This window comes from Xanthomonas sp. CPBF 426 (assembly GCF_903989465.1).
GTDB classification, from domain to species: Bacteria; Pseudomonadota; Gammaproteobacteria; order Xanthomonadales; family Xanthomonadaceae; genus Xanthomonas; species Xanthomonas euroxanthea.
This window is the reverse complement of record NZ_LR861805.1, coordinates 2,748,193-2,769,990: the sequence shown is the minus strand read 5'-3', so window position 1 is coordinate 2,769,990 and position 21,798 is coordinate 2,748,193. Positions and strand designations below refer to the sequence as shown.

Here is a 21,798-nt window from a genome sequence, read left to right as displayed (position 1 = left end):
TGCGCTGGACCGAATTGCGCTCAAGGTTTAGCGATTGAGTGATACAGCGCAGGTGGCGCTCATCGATGGCGACCTGCGCACGAATGCCGCGATAGTGTGGTCATCAGTGACTGAATGGCATTCGCCGTCGGGGCGACCTTTCGCATGCGTGGGTCTGCACCGATTGCCGTGACCAGTTCACTGCCTTATCTGATCTTGACGACCACCTTGCCCTTGGCGCGGCCCTGGGCCAGATATTCCAGCGCCTGCTTTGCCTGGTCGAACCCAAAGACCTTGTCGATGACCGGGCGGATGCGTCCGGCTTCGAGCAGTTCGCCGATCTTCGCCAGTTGCGCGCCATCGGGACGCACGAACAGGAAGCCGTAGGCGACGTTGCGCTTGTTCGCCAGGCGGATGATCTTGCGGCTCATCATGGCAAAGACGAATTGCAGCACGACATTCAACCGGCGTGCGCGTGCGAAGGCTGCATCCAGCGGCCCGACCAGCGACACGATCCTGCCGCCGGGCTTGAGGATGGCGAGCGATTTTTCGATCGTATCGCCCCGCATCGTGCCCAGCGCGACGTCGTAGCCACGCAGCACGGTCTCGAAGTCCTGTTGCCTGTAGTCGACCACCTCGTCTGCGCCAAGGCTGTTCACCAGCGCGACATTGCCGGTGCTGGTGGTGGTGCCGACAGTGGCGCCGAGGTGTTTTGCCAACTGGATCGCGATGGTGCCGATGCCGCCGGAACCGGCAGGAATGAACACCTTCTGGCCGGGCTGCAGGCCGGCACGTTCCTTCAGGGCCTGCCAGGACGTGAGTGCGACCATCGGCAGCGATGCCGCCTGCACGAACTCCAGGTTGGCCGGCTTCAACGCTGCGGCGCTTTCCGGTACCGCGACATACTCGGCGATGGTCCCGCGGCCAAGATCGAACACGCTGGCGAAAATCGCATCGCCCGGCTTGAAGCGGGTGACGCGGCTGCCGACCTCGATGACGATCCCGGCCACGTCGCTGCCCAGCGTGGCGGGCAGCTCGAATTTCACCACGGGTTTGAAGATGCCGGTGGGAATCATGTTGTCGATGGGGTTCACGCCCGCGGCATGCACCTCGACCAGTAGTTCGTCGGGCTGCAGCGTCGGGCGGGCCAGCTCGCTGAAGCCGATGCCGGGAGCCTTGCCGTAGCGTTTGAAGGTGAGTGCTTTCATCTGGTTCCAGTCCAATGCCGTAGTTGTAGGGATGTGTGGCCGGGTACGACGCCGGCCCCGGCCGCCTTCATCCCTGCGCTGGCAGAGCGATGCCTGCCGCCTGATCGCCATATGGGCCATGTGAATCCATCGAACCCGTGCACGCGTGCGGCTGCGTGCCGTCTCCATGCAGGTCCGCAGCGCTCACCGTGGCGAGCGCTGCGGGGCAGCAGCGTCGTTCGGCCGGTCAGGCTGCCGGCTGATAACGCTCTGCGGCGTTCGCCTGCCGGATGTCCGACAACAAGCCCTGGCGCGCGCCATCCAGTGCGTCCCAACGTTCGGCCACGTGCAACGGCGGAATGGTGACCAGCTCGCGGCGATCGAAGCCGACCAGCGCGGCGTCGACCAGTTCGCCCACGTCCATCAGGTCGCTGAGCGTGTTGACGTCGATACCGGCGCGTCCCCAGATCTCGGTGCGCGTGCCGGCCGGCAGCACGGCCTGTACATACACGCCCTTGGCGCCCAGCTCCAGGTGCAGCCCCTGCGACAGGAACAGCACGAAGGCCTTGGTGGCGCCATAGACGCTCATGCCGAATTCCGGAGCGAAACCCACCACCGAGCCGAGGTTGACGATCGCGCCGCTGCCGGACTGTGCAAAGCGCGGCGCAACGGCGGCGGACAGGCGCGTCAACGCGGTGACATTGAGCGCGATCAGGCGGTCGACCGCCTCGGCGTCCTGCTGCAGGATGCCGCCGGACTGCGCCATGCCGGCGTTGTTGATCAGGATGCCGATCTTCGCATCCTCGCGCAGGCGGGTTTCCACCGCGACCAGATCGGCGGCCTGGGTCAGGTCGGCCTGCAGCACATCGACGCTGACGCCATGTGCATCGCGCAGACGCGCAGCCAGCGCATCCAGGCGGGCCTTGTCGCGTGCGACCAGTACCAGGTCATGGCCGCGTTGCGCGAAGCGCTCGGCGTAGACGGCGCCGATGCCGGTGGAGGCGCCGGTGATGAGGACAGCGGGAAGCGTGGACATGCAGGATTCCTTGATGAGAGTGGATGCAGGACGCCAGGCGAGACAGCCTCAGCCGGCGAGGGACGGGTAGTCGATATAGCCTTCGGCGCCACCGCCGTAGAGGGTGGCCGGATTCAACGGCGCCAGCGCTGCGCCGGTCCGCAGGCGCTGGACCAGGTCGGGGTTGCTGATGAACGGGCGGCCGAACGCCACCAGGTCGACGTTGCCTGCGCGCACCTGGGCGTTGGCCAGGTTCAGGTCGTAGCCGTTGTTGGCCAGGTAGGTGCGGGTGAACTTGCTGCGCAGCGCGGCATAGTCGAACGGGGCCGCATCGCGCGGGCCGCCGGTCGCACCTTCGACCACATGCAGGTACACGATGCCCAGCGCGTCGAGTTGCTCGGCGATGTAGTCGTATTGCGGCTGCGGATCGCTGCCGGAAATGCCGCTTGCCGGCGATACCGGCGAGATGCGCACGCCGGTGCGATCGGCGCCAATCTGCTCGCTCACTGCGGCGACCACCTCCAGCAACAGGCGCGCGCGGTTTTCGATCGAGCCGCCATAGGCATCGGTGCGCTGGTTGGCGCCGTCCTTGATGAACTGCTCCAGCAGGTAGCCATTGGCGCCGTGGATTTCGACGCCGTCGAAGCCGGCGGCAATCGCATTGGCCGCGGCCTGGCGGAAGTCGTCGACGATGCCCGGCAATTCGTGCAGCTCCAGCGCGCGTGGTTCGGAGACATCGGCAAAGCCGTTGTTGACGAACACCTTGGTCGCCGCGCGGATCGCCGACGGCGCAACCGGTGCCGCGCCGCCCGGCTGCAGGTCGACATGCGACACCCGGCCGACGTGCCATAGCTGCACGAAGATGCGCCCGCCGTTGGCGTGCACGGCGTCGGTAACCGCGCGCCAGGCGGCAATCTGCCCGGGCGTGTACAGGCCGGGGGTGTCCTGGTAGCCCTGGGCCTGGGGCGACACCTGGGTGGCCTCGGTAATCAGCAGGCCGGCCGAGGCGCGCTGGGCGTAATAGGTGGCTGCCAGTGCGCTCGGCACCAGGCCGGCGCCCGCACGGTTACGGGTCAGCGGCGCCATCACGATGCGGTTGGCCAGGGTCAGCGTGCCTAGTGCATAAGGTTCGAACAGCGAAGGGTGGGTCATTGACGGGGCTCGGACAGCAGGAAGCGGCAAAGATTACGATCAAAATCTAAGATGTCAACACTTTGATGTCGGTCAACATCAATGTACGCTCTCGCTTTCCCAGGCGCGCATCACCACGGAGTGTCCCAACGATGAAAGTGACCAAGGCACAGGCACAGGCGAACCGGGCGCACGTCGTCGAGACGGCCTCGGTGCTGTTTCGCGAGCGCGGTTACGAAGGGATCGGCATCGCCGATCTGATGGCCGCTGCAGGTTTCACCCACGGTGGCTTCTACAAGCAGTTCCGCTCCAAGGCGGACCTGATGGCCGAATCGGCGGCCTGCGGCCTGGCCAACACCGCCGCGCAGACCGAGCAGGTGGACAAGGCGGATTTCGTGACGTCCTATCTGTCGCGCGAACATCGCGACAGCCCTGCCACCGGCTGCACGATGGCTGCGCTGGGTGCCGATGCCGCGCGCCAGCCGGAGGAAGTGCGCGACGCGTTTGCTGCCGGGGTCGAGAACCTGTTGGCAACGCTCGACCGCAGCGGGGCTGCGCCCGGCACTGCGCAGGCTGCGGCCGAGCGCGCCAGCAACCTGGGCATGATGGCGCATGCCATCGGCGCCATCGTGCTGTCGCGGGCGTGCCCGAACGCCTCGCCGCTGGCCGACGAAATCATTGCGGTGTGTCGCGACCAGATCCTGTCGTCGCTGCAGCCATCCAATTGACCGGGGTGGGCTGTCCACCGGCGTTTTGCTGCTGACGCGTGCCGATTCCAGGTCACGCTCGCGCAGGTCCGCCGGCTGCGCGGTGGTGGTGTCAGCCGCTCGACGCCCGGTGCCCGCTCATTTCCTGCCCGGCGTCCTTGTCGAAACGCAGGTGCCACCAGGTGGCGCTGAGCGAGATCAGGCTCACCACGCAGAACGCCAGCGAGAAATCGCGTTGCTGCGGTTGCAGATGATCGCCGGCCAGCATCGCCAGTTTGAGGATCATCGCGCCGGCGCAGACGCCAACCGAGAGCATCAGTTGCTGCAAGGTGGTGTACAGGCTGCTGGCGCGGCTCATGCGCGATGTGGGCACGTTTTCGTAGGCGATGGTGTTGTAGGCGGCGAACTGGAACGACATGAAGGCGCCGCAGCACAGCAGCAGGCCGAACATCAGCGCCGGCGGCCAGTCGGGCCGGAACAACGCACACACCATGTAGCCCAGGCTGGCGAGCACGCCGTTGCCGATCAGGCTGTTGCGATAGCCGAAGCGGCGCAGCAACTGCGGGGTGATGCTGCGCATCAGCAGTGCGCCGAGTGCGGTGGCCAGGATCAGGCGGCCGCTGTGCGCGGCGCTCATGCCGAAGCCGATCTGGAACAGCAGCGGCAGCAGGAATGGATGTGCGCCCTGGGTGATGCGCATCAGCGCACCGCCGATCACCGATAAGCGGAACGAGTCGATCCGCAGCAGGCTCAGGTCCAGCAGCGGAGCGGGGTGGTGGCGGGCATGCCACAGATACCCCAGCGCTGCGCTGGCGCCGATGGCCAGCAGCCAGCTCGCGGTGCCGATGCCGTCCTGCTGGCTGACCATTTCCAGGCCGAACAACAGGCAACCCAACGCGGTACCGCACAGCACGAAACCGCGCAGATCGAAGCGGGCCGGGGCCGACTCGGTGGGGATTTCCGGAATGAAACGGCGCACCAGCAGGAAGCCGGCCACGCCGATCGGCACGTTGATGTAGAAGATCCAGCGCCAATCCAGGTACGAGACGAACAATCCGCCCAGCGGCGGGCCGAGCATCGGGCCGATGAAGGCCGGCACCAGCGTCCAGGCCATGGCCGACACCAGATGGCGGCGCTCGACGGTGCGCAGCAGGATCAGCCGGCCGAGCGGGGCCATCATCGCGCCGCCGGCGCCCTGCAGCACGCGCGCGGCGACCATGGTGGGCAGGCTGTCGGCCAGCGAACACAGGATCGAGCCGCCGACGAACACCCAGATCGACGCGCCGAACACGCGGCGCAGGCCGAAGCGGTCGGCGATCGCGCCGCTGGCCGGAATCAGTACCGCCAGCGCCAGCAGGTAGCTGGTCATGGCGATGCTCATTGCCGGCGCGGCAACGCCGAAATCGCGTGCCAGGGTCGGCAACGCGGTTGCCAGCACGGTGGCATCCATCTGCTCCATGAAGATGGCGCAGGCCAGGATCAGCGAGATGATGCGGTAATCGGGATAACGCGGCGGCGTGACGCCGGCCTCGGACACGCTGGAGGACATCGGACTCTCGGTTGCGGGGCCGCAGCGGTGGCGCGCAGATGGCGATCGGGCCGGCCCGCGTCGCACGGTGTTGTGCGGCGCAACATGGGTATTGTCCGCCGCTGCGCAGCGGGGTTCAAGCGTGCAGGGGTAACAGTGCGTGTGTCTGGAGGTGGGTGCGCCGGGGCTGTTCCAGGACGCTGAGGGAGCTGCGCTGGCGTCCGGATCGCCGTCAGCGTTGTTCCGGACGGCGCGGGTGGCTGATTGGTGTGGCGAGTCGGTCGCCAGTCGGTCGCCAGGCTGGGCGTCCCCTCATCCGGCGCTACGCGCCACCTTCTCCCGGGGGGAGAAGGGAAGCACCGGCGCGCATCTTTCTTCCGATCGGCACCTTTCTCCCGGCCGGAGAAGGAATGCATTGGCGCTCGTCTTTCTCCCCGACCGGAGAAGAACAGCTCCCTGTTGGTGCGAGATGCCGGGAGCGGCCGCAGCGCGCATGGTGTGGATCAACGCTGTGCGGCCGGATCGTCCCAGGCGTCCATGATCTGCAGGATCTGCGGCAATGCCTCGCGAAAATGCTGCACCAGGCGCGGCTCCAGTTGCTTGCCGGCCATGCTGTCGAGCTTGCGCATGGCGTCGTCCACCGTCCATGGCGCCTTGTAGGCGCGCCGTCCGCACAGCGCATCGAACACATCGGCCACCGCCACGATGCGCGCCGATTCGGGAATGGCATCGCCGACCAGGCCCGTGGGATAGCCGCTGCCGTCCCAGCATTCGTGGTGATGCAGCGCGATCTCCGCAGCCAGCTGAAACACCGGCCCGCGGCCGTGCCGCAGCAGGGCGTGGCCGACCTGCGGATGCTGGCGCACCACCGAGCGTTCGTGTTCGTCCAGCGTATCGGATGGGTGCAGCAGGCCGCCGGGTGCCGCAATCTTGCCGGCGTCGTGCAGGGGCGCGGCATCCTGCAGCAACTGCGCCCGTTGCGCCGGCCAGCCGATCTTTTCGGCCAGCACCCGCGCATAGGCGGCCATGCGCCAGATATGGGCGCCGGTGTCGGCATCCTGGCCCTGCCCGGCGGTGCCGAGCAGATGGATCGCATCGCGGTATTGCTGGGCCAGCCGCGCGTTTTCGGCCAGCTTCAACTGGGTGGCGATGCGGACCTTGAGCAGGGCCGGCGAGTAGGGCTTGCTGACGTAGTCGGCCGCGCCCGCTTCCAGGCCTGTGCGCTCGTCGTGCTCGCTGTTGCGCGAGGTCACGAACAGGATCGGGATGGCCGCGCTGGCCGGTTGCTGCTTGAGCGTGCGCGCCACCGCATAGCCGTCCATGTCCGGCAGCTCGACATCCAGCAGGATCAAAGACGGCATGTGGCGGATCACCGCCTCCAGCGCTTCGCGGCCGGACTTGGCGAACACCAGCGGGAACTCGTCGCGCAGCAACTGGCGCAGGGTGGCCAGGTTGCTGGATTCGTCGTCGACACACAGCAGGGGACGATGCGCCATGAAGACTCCTTGCGACCTGCGTGGCGACCGGTCAGTGCAGGTGAGTGGCTTGCCAGTCGCGCAACGTGGCCTCGGCGCGACGGAAGTCGAAATCATCCACCGCACGCTGCAGTCCTTCCTGCAGGGTGCGCGGCAGGCGTGGCGCGCAGATCAGCAGCGCGTGGTCGATCCTGTCGGCATCGTCGCTGCCCAGGGCCGCTTCCAGGATCTGCACGCTGTCTGCGTCCAGCGCGACCGCATCGTCACTTGCCGCCTCGTCGCTGCTGGCGTGTTGCAGGAAGGCATGGATCGCGGCGGTAGTGCGCTGCATGGTGTCCTTGAGCGCGATCAGCGCCGAGGTAATGTCGTGGCCTTCCTCGATGCGGGTCTCCAGATCGCTGGCGGCACCGGCCAGGGCCGGCAAGGCCAGCGACCCGGCTGCGCCACGCAGCTTGTGCGCCAGCGCGCCGATCGCCGGCAGCTCATTGCGGCGCAGATGCTCGGCTGCAGTCTCGGCCGGGTCGGGGTTGTCGCGCAGCAGTTTGAGCAGATAGCGCTCGTACGGCTCGCGCTCGCGCCACAGGCTGCGCGCACGTGCTGCATCCAGCACCTCCGGGTCGGCATGTTCCCATTCGGGGCCGGCATGGACGTCGGCTTCGTGCGGCAGCGAGGGGATGCGCCGCACGCCGGGCTGCAGGAAATGGCGGATGGCGGTGACCAGTTCCTCCACATTGAAGGGCTTGGCGATGAAACCGTTCATGCCGGCTTCCAGCGCCTTCTCCTGTTGCGGGCGAAAGGCGCCGGCGGTCAGCGCGATCACCGGCAGGCTGGCCAGCGCCGGGATCTGCCGCAGCCGCCGCGTGGCTTCGTAGCCATCGACCACCGGCATCTGCACGTCCATCAACACCAGCTGGAACAGCTCCGGGGCGCGCTTGAGCGTGTTGACGGCCTGCTCGCCATCGTGGGCGACCGTGACCATGGCGCCTTCGCCCTCGAGAATGCGCTGGGCCACTTCGCAGTTGATCTCGCTGTCGTCCACCAGCAGCAGATGCGCACCTTCGAGGCGGCGCGCCACGAAGGTGGGCGTCACCGGCCGCGCGCCGGGGCGTGCGTCGACCAGTTGCTCCATTAGCCGGTGCAGCGCTGCACTGGTGACCGGCTTGGTCATGACCGCATCCAGATCCTGTTGCTCCGGGTGCTGTTCAAGCAGGCGGCGCTCGTACGCGGTGACCATGACGATCACCGGATGCGGGCCGGGCACGGCGCGCGCGCGGATCTGCCGCGCGATCGCCACCCCGTCGATATCGGGCATGCGCCAGTCGAGCAGGAAGATGTCGTAGGGCTCGCTGGCCTGTTCGATCGCCTGCAAGGCGGCCTGGCCGCTGGCGACCGCATCCACGCGCCAGCCGAGTTCGGTGGCGATGCGCACCAGGTTGTTGAGCGCGGCATCGTGGTCGTCGGCGATCAGGACGCGCGGCATCGCTTCGGGCGGCAGCGCGGGCAGCTCGCGCTGGGCCGGCGGCGGGGCCGCTTTTTCCAGCGTGATCACGAAATAGAACTCGCTGCCGCGGCCGGGCACGCTTTCCACTTCCAGCTCGCCGCCCATCAACTCGATCAGGCGCCGGCTGATGGTCAGGCCCAGGCCGCTGCCGCCGTAACGCCGGCTGGTGGAGGTGTCGGCCTGCAGGAACGGCGAGAAGATCAGGCTCTGCTTTTCCTTGGAGATGCCGATGCCGGTGTCGCGCACCGAGAACAACAGCTTGAACTTGTTCGGATCGCCGCTGGGGAAGCGCCGTACCGACAGCACCACTTCGCCCTGCTCGGTGAACTTGATCGCGTTGCCGACCAGGTTGACCAGCACCTGGTTGATGCGCAGCGCATCGCCGAGCAACCAGCGGCAGTCGCGCGGCAGCGGTTCGACGATCATTTCCACCGGTTTGGTGCTGAGCGAGGAACGCATCAGGTCGGCGATGTTGTCAAACAGTTGATTGAGGTCGAACGGTGCGCGTTCCAGGTCGATGCGCCCGGCCTCGATCTTGGAGAAGTCCAGGATGTCGTTGATGATTTCCAGCAACGAACGCGCGGAGCGATCGATCTTGGTCACCATGTCCTGCGCCGCAGCGGGCAGTTCGCTGCGCTGCAGCAGGTACAGCATGCCCAGGATCGCGTTCATCGGCGTGCGGATCTCATGGCTCATGTTGGCCAGGAAATCGGACTTGGACTGGTTGGCGCTCTTGGCCGCGTCCATCGCCAGGCGCAGTTGTTTCTCGTGCAGTTTCTGTTCGGTCAGATCCACCGCCATGCCCAGGTAGCCGATCACCTGGTCGTTGTCGTCGCGCAGCGTGCTCAGGGTCAGCAGCACCGGCAGGCGGCGGCCTTCATGGCTGACGTAGGTCCATTCGCTGGTGTCGCTGCGGCCCAGGCTGGTCAGCGCGGCGATCGCCTCCAGGGTGTGCGCCACCGGCGCGCCGGTCTGCTCGGAGAGCATGTGCGCGCGCTGCTGCAGTTCCTCGGGCTCGATGAACTGGCCGGCCTTGCGGCGGCCGATCACCTCGTCGGCGTTGTAGCCCAGCAGTTTTTCCGCGGCACGATTGAACAGCGTGACAAAGCCAGCGGAGTCGGTGGCGATGATGGCAAAGCCGGCATGCGCCAGAATCGCCCGATGCAGCGCGGAGAACTTCATCAGTTCGCCGGTGCGTTCGGCGACCTGATGTTCGAGCGATGCGTTGAGCGCGACGATGCGCTGGTGCGACCGCACCCGCTCGGAGATGTCGCGGAAGAAATGCGAATGCCCACTCAGGGTGTCGTTACGTTCGATGATCGGGGCCTTGCTGGCCAGTACATGCACCAGATGCCCGTCGCGATGGCGCATGCTTTGCGCCGCGGAGGCATCGACCGACTGGTGTTCGTCGGCGTGCGCGATGTCGGCAATCGCATACGGCTGCGGCGACAGCAGCATCGTCAGGTTCTGGCCGATTGCCTCGTCCGCGCTGTAGCCGAACATCGCTTCGGCAGCGGGATTCCAGTGGGTGATGTCTCCGTCCGGGGTTTCGGCGACGATGGCTTCGCTGGAATGGCTGACCAGCGCCGCCAGCTCCATCTGCTTGCGCAGCACTTCCTCGCGCCGCAGTCCATTGCTGAAATACAGCACTAGCAATGCCGCAAGCAGCACCGACACGCCCAGCACCAGGCCGCCCATCAGCCATGGCGAGGTCTGGTTGAGCGAGGCCAGGAAGCTGGCGGTGGGGTGGGCGGTGATGATCCAGGTGCGGCCGTAGATCTGCAGCTGCTGGATCACCGGCGGGCGGCGTGCGCTGTCGCTGGACGGCGTGCCGCTTCGGTAGAAATTGTGGGTGGGCTCGTTCCTGTCGGACAGGTCCAGTGCCAGGTCGTCGCGCTCGCCCAGGGTGCTTTGCACCATCTGCTCGACGCTGAAGGGCGCATACACCCAGCCGCTGGTGGCGGCCATGCGCTGCTGCGGCGTCTGCAGCGGCATGCCTTCGCGATAGACGGCCAGCAGCACCAGGAATCCGCTCTCGCTGGGAATGCGATAACCGGACAGCGAGATCGGCGAGGTCATGATCGGCAGGCCGCTGCGCGCGGCCTGCAGTGCAGCGGCGCGGCGACGTGGCTCGGAGGCGATGTCCAGGCCGATCGGACGGTTGCCCGAGGACTCCGGCTCGAAATACAGCACGATGTAGCGCTCGCCGTCCCAGGGTTCCAGCGGCCGGCGCTTGATGTCCGGTGCGCCGTCGGCACGGGCGGCCTGCAGGAAGGCCTCTTCGTCGGCGGGCGCGACGCGATGGATGTAGCCGTAGCCCAGCACGCCGGGAAACTCGCGCGTGTAATCGCGCGAGCGGCTGTACAGGGTGAAGCGGTCGCGACTGATGATCTCCTTGCCGGCGCCGATCACCGCGCCGCGCGCGCCGCGCAGCCCGTGTTCGAAGGTATACATGCGCTCGCTGATATTGCGGGTCAGCGTGCGCACGACGTAGTTGAAACGCTGCTCGCGCTCGAGGTCGTTATGTCGCTGCAGCGACAGGCCGGCGAAAATGGCGGCAATCAAACCTGCGGCGAGAATCAGCAGGGCCCCGATCGACGCACGGCGCCCGTATTTCCTGCGCAGATCCCAGCGGCCATTCGGCATTTGTGTCCCTTTGCCTTGCCTGTTGCGTGCCCGGTGTGCTGACCGACAGTGAGGTCGGCTTCGTGGTGGCGCCTGACGATCATCAGAATGCGTGCGGTCTTCCCCGTGTCTGCACGTGCTTCCGGTGGGCGATCAACGTCATTGCCAATGCATCAGAACGCCAGCCAGATCGATAATGCGTGAAGGGCAAGACCGATCAGTCCGCCCACCAGCGTTCCATTGAACCGAATGTATTGCAGATCGCGTCCGACACCCAATTCCAATTGTTCGACGAGGTGACGTTCGTCCCAACTTTTCACCGTGGACGCAATATGCTCGGTCACCGATGCGCGCAAGCGCGTGGTGAGTTTGTCGGCTGCCTGCAACATGTGCTGGTTGAGCGCTTCACGCAGCGAGGGATCCTGCGACAATGCCTGGCCGAGCGATTGCATGGAACGCTCCATGTGCGCGGCCATCGATGATTCCTCACGCGCCAGGTCGTTGCGCAGCGCATCGCGGATCTCGCCCCACAGCCCTTGCACGTAGTCCTGCAGGGCCGGATGTTCGATCGCGCGCCGCTTGAGTTCTTCCACGCGCTCGGCCATTGCCGGCTCGTCGCGCAGGCGCGCGATGTAGCGTTGCAGCCACGCTTCATAGTCGAGCCTGATTGGATGCTCGGGCGTCTTGAGGATGTCCTGCAACTCCTCGATCGCCGCACGCGCCATGCGGTCGGCCAGGCTGTCGCCGATCTCTTCGATCGGCTTGACCCAGTTCACCGTGCCGACCAGCTTGGGCCACTCGCGCCGCGCGTAGCGCACGATCAACGCCGAGGCGCGCGTCTTGACCTGCTCCTGGTCCAGCCACTCGCCCAGGCGCAGCAGCACCTCGTCCAGCAATTTCTGGTGCCGGCCATCGGTGGTGAGCAGCGCCATGATATCGCCGACGGTGGCGGCAGCATTCCACTTGCGCAGACGGTCGACCACGAAGCGTTGGATCGCGCGGCGCACCGCGGCCTCGTCCAGCAGCTCCAGCGCCTGCAGCATCCAGCTGCGCGCCATCTGCGCGAGCATGCGCGCCTGCTCGGGTTTGGCCAGCCATTCGCCGAGGCGGCTGGCCGGGTCGAACACGCGCAGTTTGTCCATCAGCGCATCCGGGGCGAGGAACTGGTCGCGCACGAACACCGCCAGGCCATCGGCCAGACGGTCCTTGCCGCGCGGCAGGATGGCGGTATGCGGGATCGGCAGGCCCATCGGGCGGCGGAACAAGGCCACCACCGCGAACCAGTCGGCCAATGCGCCGACCGTGGCCGCTTCGCAGAAGGCCGAGACCCAGGCCCAGACGCCTTGTTCGCCCATCAGGTGGCTGACGACGAAGCCGGCGAACAAGGCCAGCAGCAGGGCCACTGCCAACAGCTTCATGCGCTGCAGCTGGGCACGACGGGGATCGACGGGACGGGGAGTGCTGAGACTGGGTTCCATGTCCGAAGTGTACCCAGTCGCCGGAGCAGGGCATGTCCACGGCGCGCGTCATGGGTTCGGTAGGAGCGCGCCTGAGCGCGATGGCGTTACCGATACAGCCCGGTCGCGCCCGGGTGCGCTCCTACGGGTGGTTGCAGCGATCGCGTTCGCCATTCGCGCAGCGGCCGATCGTTTTGTAGGAGCGCGCCTGAGCGCGATGGCGTTACCAGGACAGCCCGGTCGCGCCCGGGTGCGCTCCTACGGGTGGTTGCAGCGATCGTGGTCGCCATTCGCGCAGCGGCCGATCGTTTTGTAGGAGCGCGCCTGAGCGCGATGGGGTTACCGGGAAAGCCGTGTCGCGCCCGGGTGCGCTCCTACGGTGATGCACCGCCTGGTATTCAGCCGCGCAGGCGCTCCAGCTGTGATTGCAGCGCGGTCACCTTGGCCTGCAGCGCGGCGTTTTCGTTTTCCAGTTCGGTCACGCGGCGTTGCAGGGCTTTCACATCGCGGCGTTCGGCTTCGCCGCCTTCGGCCTCGTCGGGCCTGGGTTTGCGCTTGGCGTCGCGCACGCGCTTGGCCGCCTGTTTGAGCTCGGCTTTGCCGGCCTGCGCGGCGGCGCGTTGCTCGTCCTCGGACAGGGTGGCCACGGCAGCGGCGGCGCTGATCGAAATCTCGCCGGCCTTGACCGCCTGCACCACTTCCGGGGCGGCCTGTTTGTGGATGCGCTCGATCATCACCACCTGGTTGTTGCTCAGGCGGGCCTCGCGCGCCAGCTCGGCGCGGCTGACCGGGGTGGAGGTCTCTTCCCACGGCGGGCTGTCGCTGTCGGCGGCGGCCTGGACGGTGCCGTGTTCGATGCCGGCGGCGGGCTGGTCATCGTCGGTGACCACCGGCGCTTCCGCCGCGGCGTCGGCATCGCGCTGGCTGCGCTGGCGCGCGGCCAGGATCTCGCGCTTGCGCAGCGCCAGCACGCCACGCTGGAAGTCCGACACGCTGCGCCGGCCCAGGTGCTGCTCGATCATCCACAGGTGCACGTCCTGCATCGACTGGAAGCGCGGGTTCTGCACGGTCTGGAACGGCAGGCCGTGCTTCTGGCAGATGCCGTAGCGGTTGTGGCCATCCACCAGCACATCGCCCCACAGCACCAGTGCATCGCGGCAGCCCTCGGCCAGCAGGCTGCGCTCCAGCGCCTCGTGCTCGTCGGGCGTCAACGGGTCGATGTAGGCCTTAAGTTCTTCTTTGACAACGATGTTCATGCGGCAACTGCGGGGAAGTGCGGGGCCGGCATTGTAGTGAGCCTGCCCCGGCTTTGCGCGCTTGACCGGGCTGCGCGCGGACGGTACACGCGGGCGCCCGTGCCGTCGCCGTCAGGCAGTGCTGCGCAGGATCTTCCCCAGCGTTTCGACCATCTGCCCGATCTGCTCGGGGGTGACGATCAGCGGCGGCGACAGCGCGATGACATCGCCGGTGACGCGCACCAGCAGGCCGCCGTCATGGAAGCAGCGCTCGAAGACCTCATAGCCGCGTGCGCCCGGCGCGCCGTCGCGCGGGGCCAGCTCGACCGCGCCGATCAGGCCGATGTTGCGGATGTCGATGACGTGCGGCAGCCCGCGCAGGCCGTGCAGCGCATCTTCCCATTGCCGGCCCAGCGTGATCGCGCGGTCGAACAGGTTCTCCTCGGCGTAGGTGTCCAGCGTGGCGATCGCCGCGGCGCAGGCCAGCGGATGGCCGGAATAGGTGTAGCCGTGGAAGAGCTCGATCGCGTTCTGCGGGCCGTGCATGAAGGCGTCAAAGATCGCATCGGCCACCAGCACCGCGCCCATCGGCACGCTGCCGCTGGTCAGCCCCTTGGCGGCGGTGATCAGGTCCGGGGTGACGCCGAAGCGTTGCGCCGCAAACGCCTCGCCGACCCGGCCGAAGCCGGTGATGACCTCGTCGAACACCAGCACGATGCCGTGGCGGTCGCAGATGGCGCGCAGCCGCTGCAGATAGCCTTCCGGCGGCAGGATCACCCCGGCCGAGCCGGACACCGGTTCGACGAAGACCGCCGCAATGGTGGAGGCGTCATGCAGGGTGATCAGGCGTTCCAGATCGTCGGCCAGTTCGGCGCCGTGCGCCGGCAGCCCGCGCGTGTAGGCATTGCGTTGCAGATCCAGCGTGTGCCGCAGATGGTCGGTGCCGGCCAGCAGGGGGCCGAACCATTTACGGTTGTTGGGCAGCCCGCCGATCGACATACCGCCGAAGCCGACCCCGTGGTAGGCCTTCTCGCGGCCGATGAAGCGGGTGCGCTGGCCCTCGCCGCGCAGGCGGTGGTAGGCGAGCACGATCTTCATCGCGCTGTCGACCGCCTCCGAGCCGGAGTTGGTGAAGAACACATGGCCCAGGCCGGGCGGGGCGATCGCGGCCAGCCGCTGTGCCAGCACGAACGGCAGCGGTGAGCCCATCTGGAAGGTCGGCGCGAAATCCAGCGTGCCGGCCTGCGCGCGGATCGCCGCCACGATGCGCTCGCGTGCATGGCCGGCATTGCAGCACCACAGCCCGGCAGTGCCGTCCAGGATCTGGCGCCCATCGACATCGCGGTAGTACATGCCGGCAGCGGAGGCCAGCAGGCGCGGGCGCGCCTTGAACTGGCGGTTGGCGGTGAACGGCATCCAGAACGCGTCCAGCTGCGCCGCTGCCTGCGACGCATGCGCGTCGTCGCGCGGAGGGTGGTCGTGCATGGCGGGCTCCGTCGCTGGGGAGCGTCCGACTCTACGGCCACCGCGCGTCGGCCGTCACCCCGCAGAGCGCGACGGCGACCACGATTTCCGGACCCGCATGCGCCGATCCGCACGGACTAGTCAATTAGTCGCAGCGTCTGCCGCTAAGCTCTGGGAACGCCTTGTGGCGCGGGCCAGGACGGGTGTTTGAGCGGCTGCGGGGCGCGCCGAAGCATTGCAAAGATTCAACGATCGCCGATGATGCGCCAGACGAGTGCCAGTTGGGCCTGGTAGTCGCCGCTGCCCTTATCGCAACACGTCAATCGATCGCAGCCATCAATCGTTTTCGCGGCCACTGACACCGCCTGCGTGCAGGCGTTGTGTCAGGCGCCCCGGACACTTCATCGTACTTTTTAGGGGAACGGGAATGACACAAGGGTCCACCGTGGCGAGCGCCAACGGCGCAGACGCCGGCCTGCTGTCCAAGGAGCGCATCGTCGCGCGTCCGGGGTTCAATCGTTGGTTGGTACCGCCGGCTGCACTGGCGATCCATCTGTGTATCGGCATGGCCTACGGCTTCAGCGTGTTCTGGCTGCCGCTGTCCAAGGCGCTGGGCATCACCGAAGCGATCGCGTGCCCGGCCGACATGGGCCTGTTCGCGCGCATGGTCGCCACCACCTGTGACTGGAAGATCAGCGAACTGCAATGGATGTACACGTTGTTCTTCGTGCTGCTGGGCTGCTCGGCGGCGGTCTGGGGCGGCTGGCTGGAACGTGCCGGCCCGCGCAAGGCCGGTGTGGTCTCGGCGCTGTGCTGGTGCGGCGGGCTGGTGATATCGGCGGCCGGCATCCACTTCCACCAGATCTGGATGCTGTGGCTGGGCTCGGGCGTGATCGGCGGTATCGGTCTGGGCCTGGGCTACATCTCGCCGGTGTCGACCTTGATCAAATGGTTCCCGGACCGCCGCGGCATGGCGACCGGCATGGCGATCATGGGCTTCGGTGGCGGCGCGATGATCGGCAGCCCCCTGGCCGATGCGCTGATGCGCCACTTCGCCACGCCGACCTCGGTGGGCGTGATGGAAACCTTCCTGGTGATGGCGGCGCTGTACTTCGTCTTCATGATGGCCGGCGCGTTCGGTTACCGCGTGCCGCCGAGCGGCTGGACCCCGGCCGGCTGGACCGCGCCGGTGGCCAGCAACAACGCCATGATCACCGCCAACCACGTGCATGTGAGCAAGGTCTGGGGCATTCCGCAGTTCTGGCTGCTGTGGGGCGTGCTGTGCCTGAACGTGTCGGCCGGTATCGGCGTGATCGGCATGTCCTCGCCGATGCTGCAGGAAGTGTTCGGCGGCCGCCTGATCGGGGTGGATGCCGGCTTCGGCAGCCTGGATACGGCGCAGCTGGCCAGCATCGCGGCCATCGCGGCCGGCTTCACCGGCCTGCTCAGCCTGTTCAACATCGGCGGCCGCTTCTTCTGGGCCAGCATGTCCGACAAGCTCGGCCGCAAGAACACCTACACGCTGTTCTTCGTGCTGGGCATCTGCCTGTATGCGGCGGCGCCGTCGGCCGGCAGCGTGGGCGGCATCGCGCTGTTCGTGGGCATCTTCTGCATCATCCTGTCGATGTACGGCGGCGGTTTTGCCACCATCCCGGCGTATCTGGCCGACCTGTTCGGCACCCAGATGGTGGGCGCCATCCACGGCCGCCTGCTGACCGCCTGGGCCACCGCCGGCATTCTCGGCCCGGTGGTCGTCGGCTACATGCGTGAGTACCAGCTGGCCCACGGCAGCCCGCCGTCACAGGTCTACAACACCACCATGTACATCCTGGCCGGCATGTTGGTGCTCGGTCTGATCTGCAACCTGTTGGTGCGTCCGGTGGCCGCGCGTCACTTCATGACGCCCGACGAACTGGCGCGCGAGAAGCAGCTGGCGCACGAGAAGGTGGACGGCAGCGGCAAGGCGATCCTGCCGCCGGAGCAGATGGCGCGCATCGGGCACGGCGGCAATCCCGCGCTGGTCGCGCTGGCCTGGCTGGCCGTCGGCGTGCCGATGTGCTGGGGCATCTGGGTCACGCTACAGAAAGCCTTCGTGCTGTTTCATTGAGATGAGATGACCACTCCGTCTTCCCGTTCCGTGCGCGCCGGCAGTGTGGTGCGCACGGTCGTCCGCCACCGCGGCGGCCGCAACGCCACGGTGCAGGACATGGTGGCGGCCGAAATGCCGGTCGCCTTCCACTACAACGGTGTGCCGTTCGCGGTGATGATGGCCACGCCGGAGGACCTGGAGGATTTCGCACTCGGGTTCTCGCTGAGCGAAGGCATCGTCGAGCACCCGCAGGACCTGCGGGTGACGGCGGTGGAGACGTTCCTGGAGGGCGCCTCGCTGCAGATCGAGATTCCGCCCGGGCGTGCCGCCGCGCTGGATCAGCGGCGGCGCAACCTGGACGGGCGCAGCGGTTGCGGGGTATGCGGCAACGAATCGATCGAAGCGGTGTTGCGTGTGCCGCCGGTGCTGCAGTCCGCGCTGCAGATCGATGTGCAGACCCTGGCGCGTGCACTGGATGCGCTGCATGCGCAGCAGCCGATCGCCGCGCAGACCGGCGCGGTGCATGCCGCCGGCTGGGCCGATGCGCAGGGGGTGGTGCGTTACGTGCGCGAGGATGTCGGCCGGCATAACGCGCTCGACAAGTTGATCGGTGCCCTGGCGCGCGCGCGCGTGGATGCATCGCATGGGTTTGCGGTGGTGACCAGCCGCGCCAGTTACGAAATGGCCATGAAAGCCGCGCATGCCCGGATCCCGCTGCTCGCAGCGATTTCGGCGCCGACCGCGCTGGCGATCAGCCTGGCCGACAGTGCGGGACTGACCCTGATCGGGTTTGCCCGCGATCACGATTGTGTCGTTTACAGCCATCCGCAGCGCCTGGACTTGGGCGTCGCCGTGGGAGAGCCCGCATGAGCAAGAAGACCATCCAGCAATACGACAATCCCGCTGGCGGCTGGGGCGCACTGCGCTCGGTGGCCAAGCACCTGATGGAACAGGACATCGCGGTGCAGGGCGCCAAGACGCTGCTGCATGCCAACCAGCCGGACGGTTTCGACTGCCCCGGCTGTGCCTGGCCCGACCGTGACCACACCTCCACCTTCGAGTTCTGCGAGAACGGCGCCAAGGCCGTTGCCGCCGAATCCACCGCGCGCCGCGCCGGGCCGGAGCTGTTTGCCTCGCACAGCGTCAGCCTGTTGTCGCAGTACAGCGACTACTGGCTGGAAGGGCAGGGCCGGCTGACCCAGCCGATGCGTTACGACGCCGCCACCGATCACTACGTGCCGGTGAGCTGGGACGCGGCGTTTGCGCAGATTGCCGGGCACCTCAACGGGCTGGCATCGCCGGACGAGGCGATCTTCTACACCTCCGGGCGCACCAGCAACGAGGCGGCCTTCCTGTATCAGTTGTTCGTGCGCGAGTTCGGCACCAACAACTTCCCGGACTGCTCGAACATGTGCCACGAGCCGTCCGGCACTGCGCTGCGTTCGCAGATCGGCGTGGGCAAGGGCACGGTGTCGCTGCACGACTTCGAACTGGCCGATGCGATCTTCATCTTCGGCCAGAACCCGGGCACCAATCACCCGCGCATGCTCGGCGAGTTGCGCCAGGCCTCCAAGCGCGGCGCGGCGATCGCGGCATTCAATCCGTTGCGCGAGCGCGGGCTGGAAAAGTTCGCCGACCCGCAGGACAAGCTGGAGATGCTGCACAACGGCTCCACCCGCATCGCCTCGGATTATTTCCAGCTCAAGATCGGCGGCGACCTGGCCGCGGTCAAGGGCATCATCAAGCATGTGCTGGAGCGCGACGCCCAGGCCCAGCGCGACGGCACGCCGCGCTTGCTGGATCTGGAATTCATCCACGCCCACACCGCCAATTTCGAGGCCTTCGCGGCCGAGGTGCATGGCGAATCCTGGGACACCATCATCGAAGAGTCCGGGCTGGACGAGGCCGCGCTGCGCAAGGCCGGCGAGCTCTATCTCAATGCCGAGCGCGTGATTGCCTGCTGGGGCATGGGCATCACCCAGCACAAGCATTCGGTGGCCACCATCCACATGATCACCAACCTGCTGTTGCTGCGCGGCCATCTGGGCCGGCCGGGCGCGGGCGTGTGCCCGGTGCGCGGGCACAGCAACGTGCAGGGCGACCGCACGATGATGATCTACGAGAAACCGCCGGCCGCCTTCTTGGACAAGCTGCAGACGCTGTTCGGGTTTGCGCCGCCGCGCGAAGACGGGTTCGACACCGTTGGTGCGATCGAAGCGATGCTGGACGGGCGCGGCAAGGTGTTCTTCGCGATGGGCGGCAACTTTGCCGCGGCCACGCCGGATACCGACGCCACGCACCGCGCGCTGCGCAACTGCGAACTCACCGTGCATGTGACCACCAAGCTCAATCGCAGCCACCTGGTGCACGGGCGCGATGCGCTGATCCTGCCATGCCTGGGCCGTACCGAAATCGACATCCAGGACGCCGGCCCGCAAGGCGTGACGGTGGAGGATTCGATGAGCATGGTGCACCTGTCGGCCGGCATCAACCCGCCGGCCTCGCCGGACCTGCTGTCCGAGCCGGCGATCGTGGCACGCCTGGCCGAGGCAACGCTGGGCGCGCGCAGCGCGATCCGCTGGCGCTGGCTGGTGGGCGACTACGACCGCGTACGCGATCTGATCGCACAGGTCTTCCCGGATTTTGCCGACTTCAACCAGCGCGTGCGCGTGCCGGGCGGTTTCCGTCTGTCCAACACCGCGCGTGATCGCCAGTGGGTGACGCCCGAGAAGCGCGCGGTGTTCAAGCCACACGCGGTGCCGACCGACAACCCGATCCACCGCGCACGCCGCAGCCACACCGGGCAGATCGTGTTTACGCTGGCCACCACGCGCTCGCACGATCAATACAACACCACCATCTATGGGCTGGACGACCGCTACCGCGGCGTGTTTGGCGAGCGCCGCGTGCTTTTCATCAATGGTGCGGACATCGCGGCATTGAACATGAAGGCCGGCGATTGGGTGGACCTGGAGAGCCTGTGCGAGGACGGTGTGCATCGTGAGGCACGCCGCTTCCTGCTGGTGGACTACGACATCCCGCGCGGCTGCCTGGCAGCGTACTACCCGGAAACCAACGCATTGGTGCCGCTGTCCAGCTTCGCCGACGAAGCGCGTACGCCCACCTCCAAGTCAATTCCGGTCATCGTGCTGCCGCACCGCGCAGAAACCGCCGATGCGGCGCCGCGCGACATCGGAGCGGTGCTTGTCCGCTGATCCACAGCTCACCGCGCAGTTGCTTGTTGCGTTGGCCGACACGCCGGAGGGCGTGTCGCTGGCCCGGTTGTGCAAGCAGCTGGGCGTGCGCATGAGCGTCCTGCTGCGCACCCTGGCGTGGTTGGGCAGCGCCAGCCTGGACGGTCACCCCGGTCCGGGCTGGATCCAGGTGGAAGCGCGCGGCGAGCGCCAATTCGCGGTGCTGACGGATGCCGGGCGCGCTGCGCATGCGCAGCGTGCAATGGCACAGGCGCCGCACGGCGACTGAGCAACTTGCTGGTACTTCCCGGCTGAGGAAAGCGGGAGACTGAAGCCTCTTCACCTGCAAGGGAAGCTTGATCAGACGCAACCTGATCCGAACAACGCAGGCCATGCTTTGCTTGCAGCCAAACACACCGAGTGTCTCGACAGGTCCTTGCCCGCTCACCGTCGCGGGACCTTACGCGGCATGGATGCCGCGTAAGAGCCTACACGGACGTACTTGCGGCGTGTCCTGCGATGGTGGGCGGGCAAGGGCCCTGCAGCACACTCGCAGCGTCGAGCGCGCGGCGCCCTCACCGCTTGCGGGACACGCCGTGAACCCATCCCCGGGGGGCTCGGTGGCGGCATCCATGCCGCCACACGGTCCCGCAACCGGCGAGGACACCGCACCAGACAGTTGGTCGGCGCTCGTTTGAAGAGCTGTCTGTCGTACGGTGCGCATCAGACGTGGAGGCGATGCTTCACGATCGAACAAGGCGCACCCAGCACTGCTCTACGTGACGTACCGACCATCTCGACTGGTCCTTGCCGGCCCACCGTCGCGGGACCCTGAGCGGCATGGATGCCGCGCCGGAGCCTACATGGACGTACTTGCGGCGTGTCCCGCGATGGTGGGCCGGCAAGGGCCTTGCAGCCAAATAGCTGACCAACCGCTCTGTCGGTGATCTATCCGCATTGTCTGACGACCACCCTTAAATGACCGGAATTTCGGGAGTTAGCGATGTACCCAGAGCGGACTTGCGGCGTGTCCTGCTGTGGCGGGCAGACAAGAGCTCTACAGCCAAGTCGCAGACCCGCCGCTCTGCAACCGACGCATTTTCGGCGCGATCAATCCTCGGTGAAGAGAACGCGCCGCGCTCTGTCGGTCACTGCCAGAACTGAGGCTGACATGGCCCACCTGGGCCGGAGGTCACGTCTGTAACTTTTTA

14 protein-coding genes are annotated in these 21,798 nt (G+C 67.0%); 5 read left to right on the top strand and 9 right to left on the bottom strand.

The window, feature by feature from the left end:
- Positions 1-185: 185 nt before the first annotated feature.
- The 3 genes from H7A87_RS11890 to H7A87_RS11880 all read right to left on the bottom strand — a co-directional run bounded on the left by H7A87_RS11890 (position 186) and on the right by H7A87_RS11880 (position 3,333).
- Complete coding sequence (locus tag H7A87_RS11890) at positions 186-1,187, bottom strand: NADP-dependent oxidoreductase (protein WP_119128612.1); 1,002 nt, start codon at positions 1,185-1,187, stop codon at positions 186-188.
- Positions 1,188-1,413: 226 nt separating this feature from the next.
- Entirely contained in the window at positions 1,414-2,202 is a 789-nt protein-coding gene (locus H7A87_RS11885; RefSeq protein WP_119128613.1) for an SDR family oxidoreductase, read from the bottom strand.
- Between the two features lie 48 nt (positions 2,203-2,250).
- Positions 2,251-3,333 carry an alkene reductase gene (locus H7A87_RS11880; protein ID WP_115677447.1) on the bottom strand — a complete coding sequence of 361 codons (1,083 nt, stop codon included), beginning with the start codon at positions 3,331-3,333 and terminating at the stop codon, positions 2,251-2,253.
- Positions 3,334-3,464: 131 nt separating this feature from the next.
- Here H7A87_RS11880 and H7A87_RS11875 point away from each other — a divergent pair, with 131 nt between their 5' ends.
- The gene (locus H7A87_RS11875) at positions 3,465-4,040 is read left to right on the top strand and encodes a TetR family transcriptional regulator (RefSeq protein ID WP_104647918.1); all 576 of its coding nucleotides are present in this window, start codon (positions 3,465-3,467) and stop codon (positions 4,038-4,040) included.
- A gap of 91 nt (positions 4,041-4,131) precedes the next feature.
- On the opposite strand, the gene H7A87_RS11870 is transcribed toward H7A87_RS11875, so the two are convergent.
- The 6 genes from H7A87_RS11870 to H7A87_RS11845 form a co-directional block, all read right to left on the bottom strand.
- Positions 4,132-5,568 carry a DHA2 family efflux MFS transporter permease subunit gene (locus H7A87_RS11870; protein ID WP_119128614.1) on the bottom strand — a complete coding sequence of 479 codons (1,437 nt, stop codon included), beginning with the start codon at positions 5,566-5,568 and terminating at the stop codon, positions 4,132-4,134.
- A gap of 482 nt (positions 5,569-6,050) precedes the next feature.
- Positions 6,051-7,043, bottom strand: a complete 993-nt coding sequence (locus H7A87_RS11865) for an HD domain-containing phosphohydrolase (RefSeq protein WP_119128615.1) — start codon at positions 7,041-7,043, stop codon at positions 6,051-6,053.
- Positions 7,044-7,074: 31 nt separating this feature from the next.
- Positions 7,075-11,169, bottom strand: a complete 4,095-nt coding sequence (locus tag H7A87_RS11860; protein ID WP_119128616.1) for a CHASE domain-containing protein — start codon at positions 11,167-11,169, stop codon at positions 7,075-7,077.
- Between the two features lie 152 nt (positions 11,170-11,321).
- Positions 11,322-12,626, bottom strand: a complete 1,305-nt coding sequence (locus tag H7A87_RS11855; protein ID WP_119128617.1) for a DUF445 family protein — start codon at positions 12,624-12,626, stop codon at positions 11,322-11,324.
- A 377-nt stretch (positions 12,627-13,003) separates the two neighbouring features.
- Complete coding sequence (locus tag H7A87_RS11850; RefSeq protein ID WP_119128618.1) at positions 13,004-13,861, bottom strand: plasmid replication/partition related protein; 858 nt, start codon at positions 13,859-13,861, stop codon at positions 13,004-13,006.
- 111 nt (positions 13,862-13,972) lie between these two features.
- Positions 13,973-15,325 carry an aspartate aminotransferase family protein gene (locus H7A87_RS11845; RefSeq protein ID WP_119128619.1) on the bottom strand — a complete coding sequence of 451 codons (1,353 nt, stop codon included), beginning with the start codon at positions 15,323-15,325 and terminating at the stop codon, positions 13,973-13,975.
- 406 nt (positions 15,326-15,731) lie between these two features.
- Here H7A87_RS11845 and H7A87_RS11840 point away from each other — a divergent pair, with 406 nt between their 5' ends.
- The 4 genes from H7A87_RS11840 to H7A87_RS11825 are packed head-to-tail and all read left to right on the top strand — an operon-like array spanning position 15,732 to position 20,876.
- Positions 15,732-17,411, top strand: a complete 1,680-nt coding sequence (locus H7A87_RS11840; protein ID WP_104647911.1) for an OFA family MFS transporter — start codon at positions 15,732-15,734, stop codon at positions 17,409-17,411.
- Between the two features lie 6 nt (positions 17,412-17,417).
- Positions 17,418-18,263 (top strand): formate dehydrogenase accessory sulfurtransferase FdhD, encoded by an 846-nt coding sequence (gene fdhD / locus H7A87_RS11835; protein ID WP_119128620.1) that lies wholly within the window; start codon positions 17,418-17,420, stop codon positions 18,261-18,263.
- The gene (locus H7A87_RS11830; RefSeq protein ID WP_119128621.1) at positions 18,260-20,608 is read left to right on the top strand and encodes an FdhF/YdeP family oxidoreductase; all 2,349 of its coding nucleotides are present in this window, start codon (positions 18,260-18,262) and stop codon (positions 20,606-20,608) included. The genes fdhD and H7A87_RS11830 overlap by 4 nt, the downstream gene beginning before the upstream one ends.
- Positions 20,598-20,876, top strand: coding sequence for a hypothetical protein (locus H7A87_RS11825; RefSeq protein ID WP_166762180.1), 279 nt, complete (start codon positions 20,598-20,600; stop codon positions 20,874-20,876). Before H7A87_RS11830 ends, H7A87_RS11825 begins: the two co-directional genes overlap by 11 nt.
- Positions 20,877-21,798 lie beyond the last annotated feature (922 nt).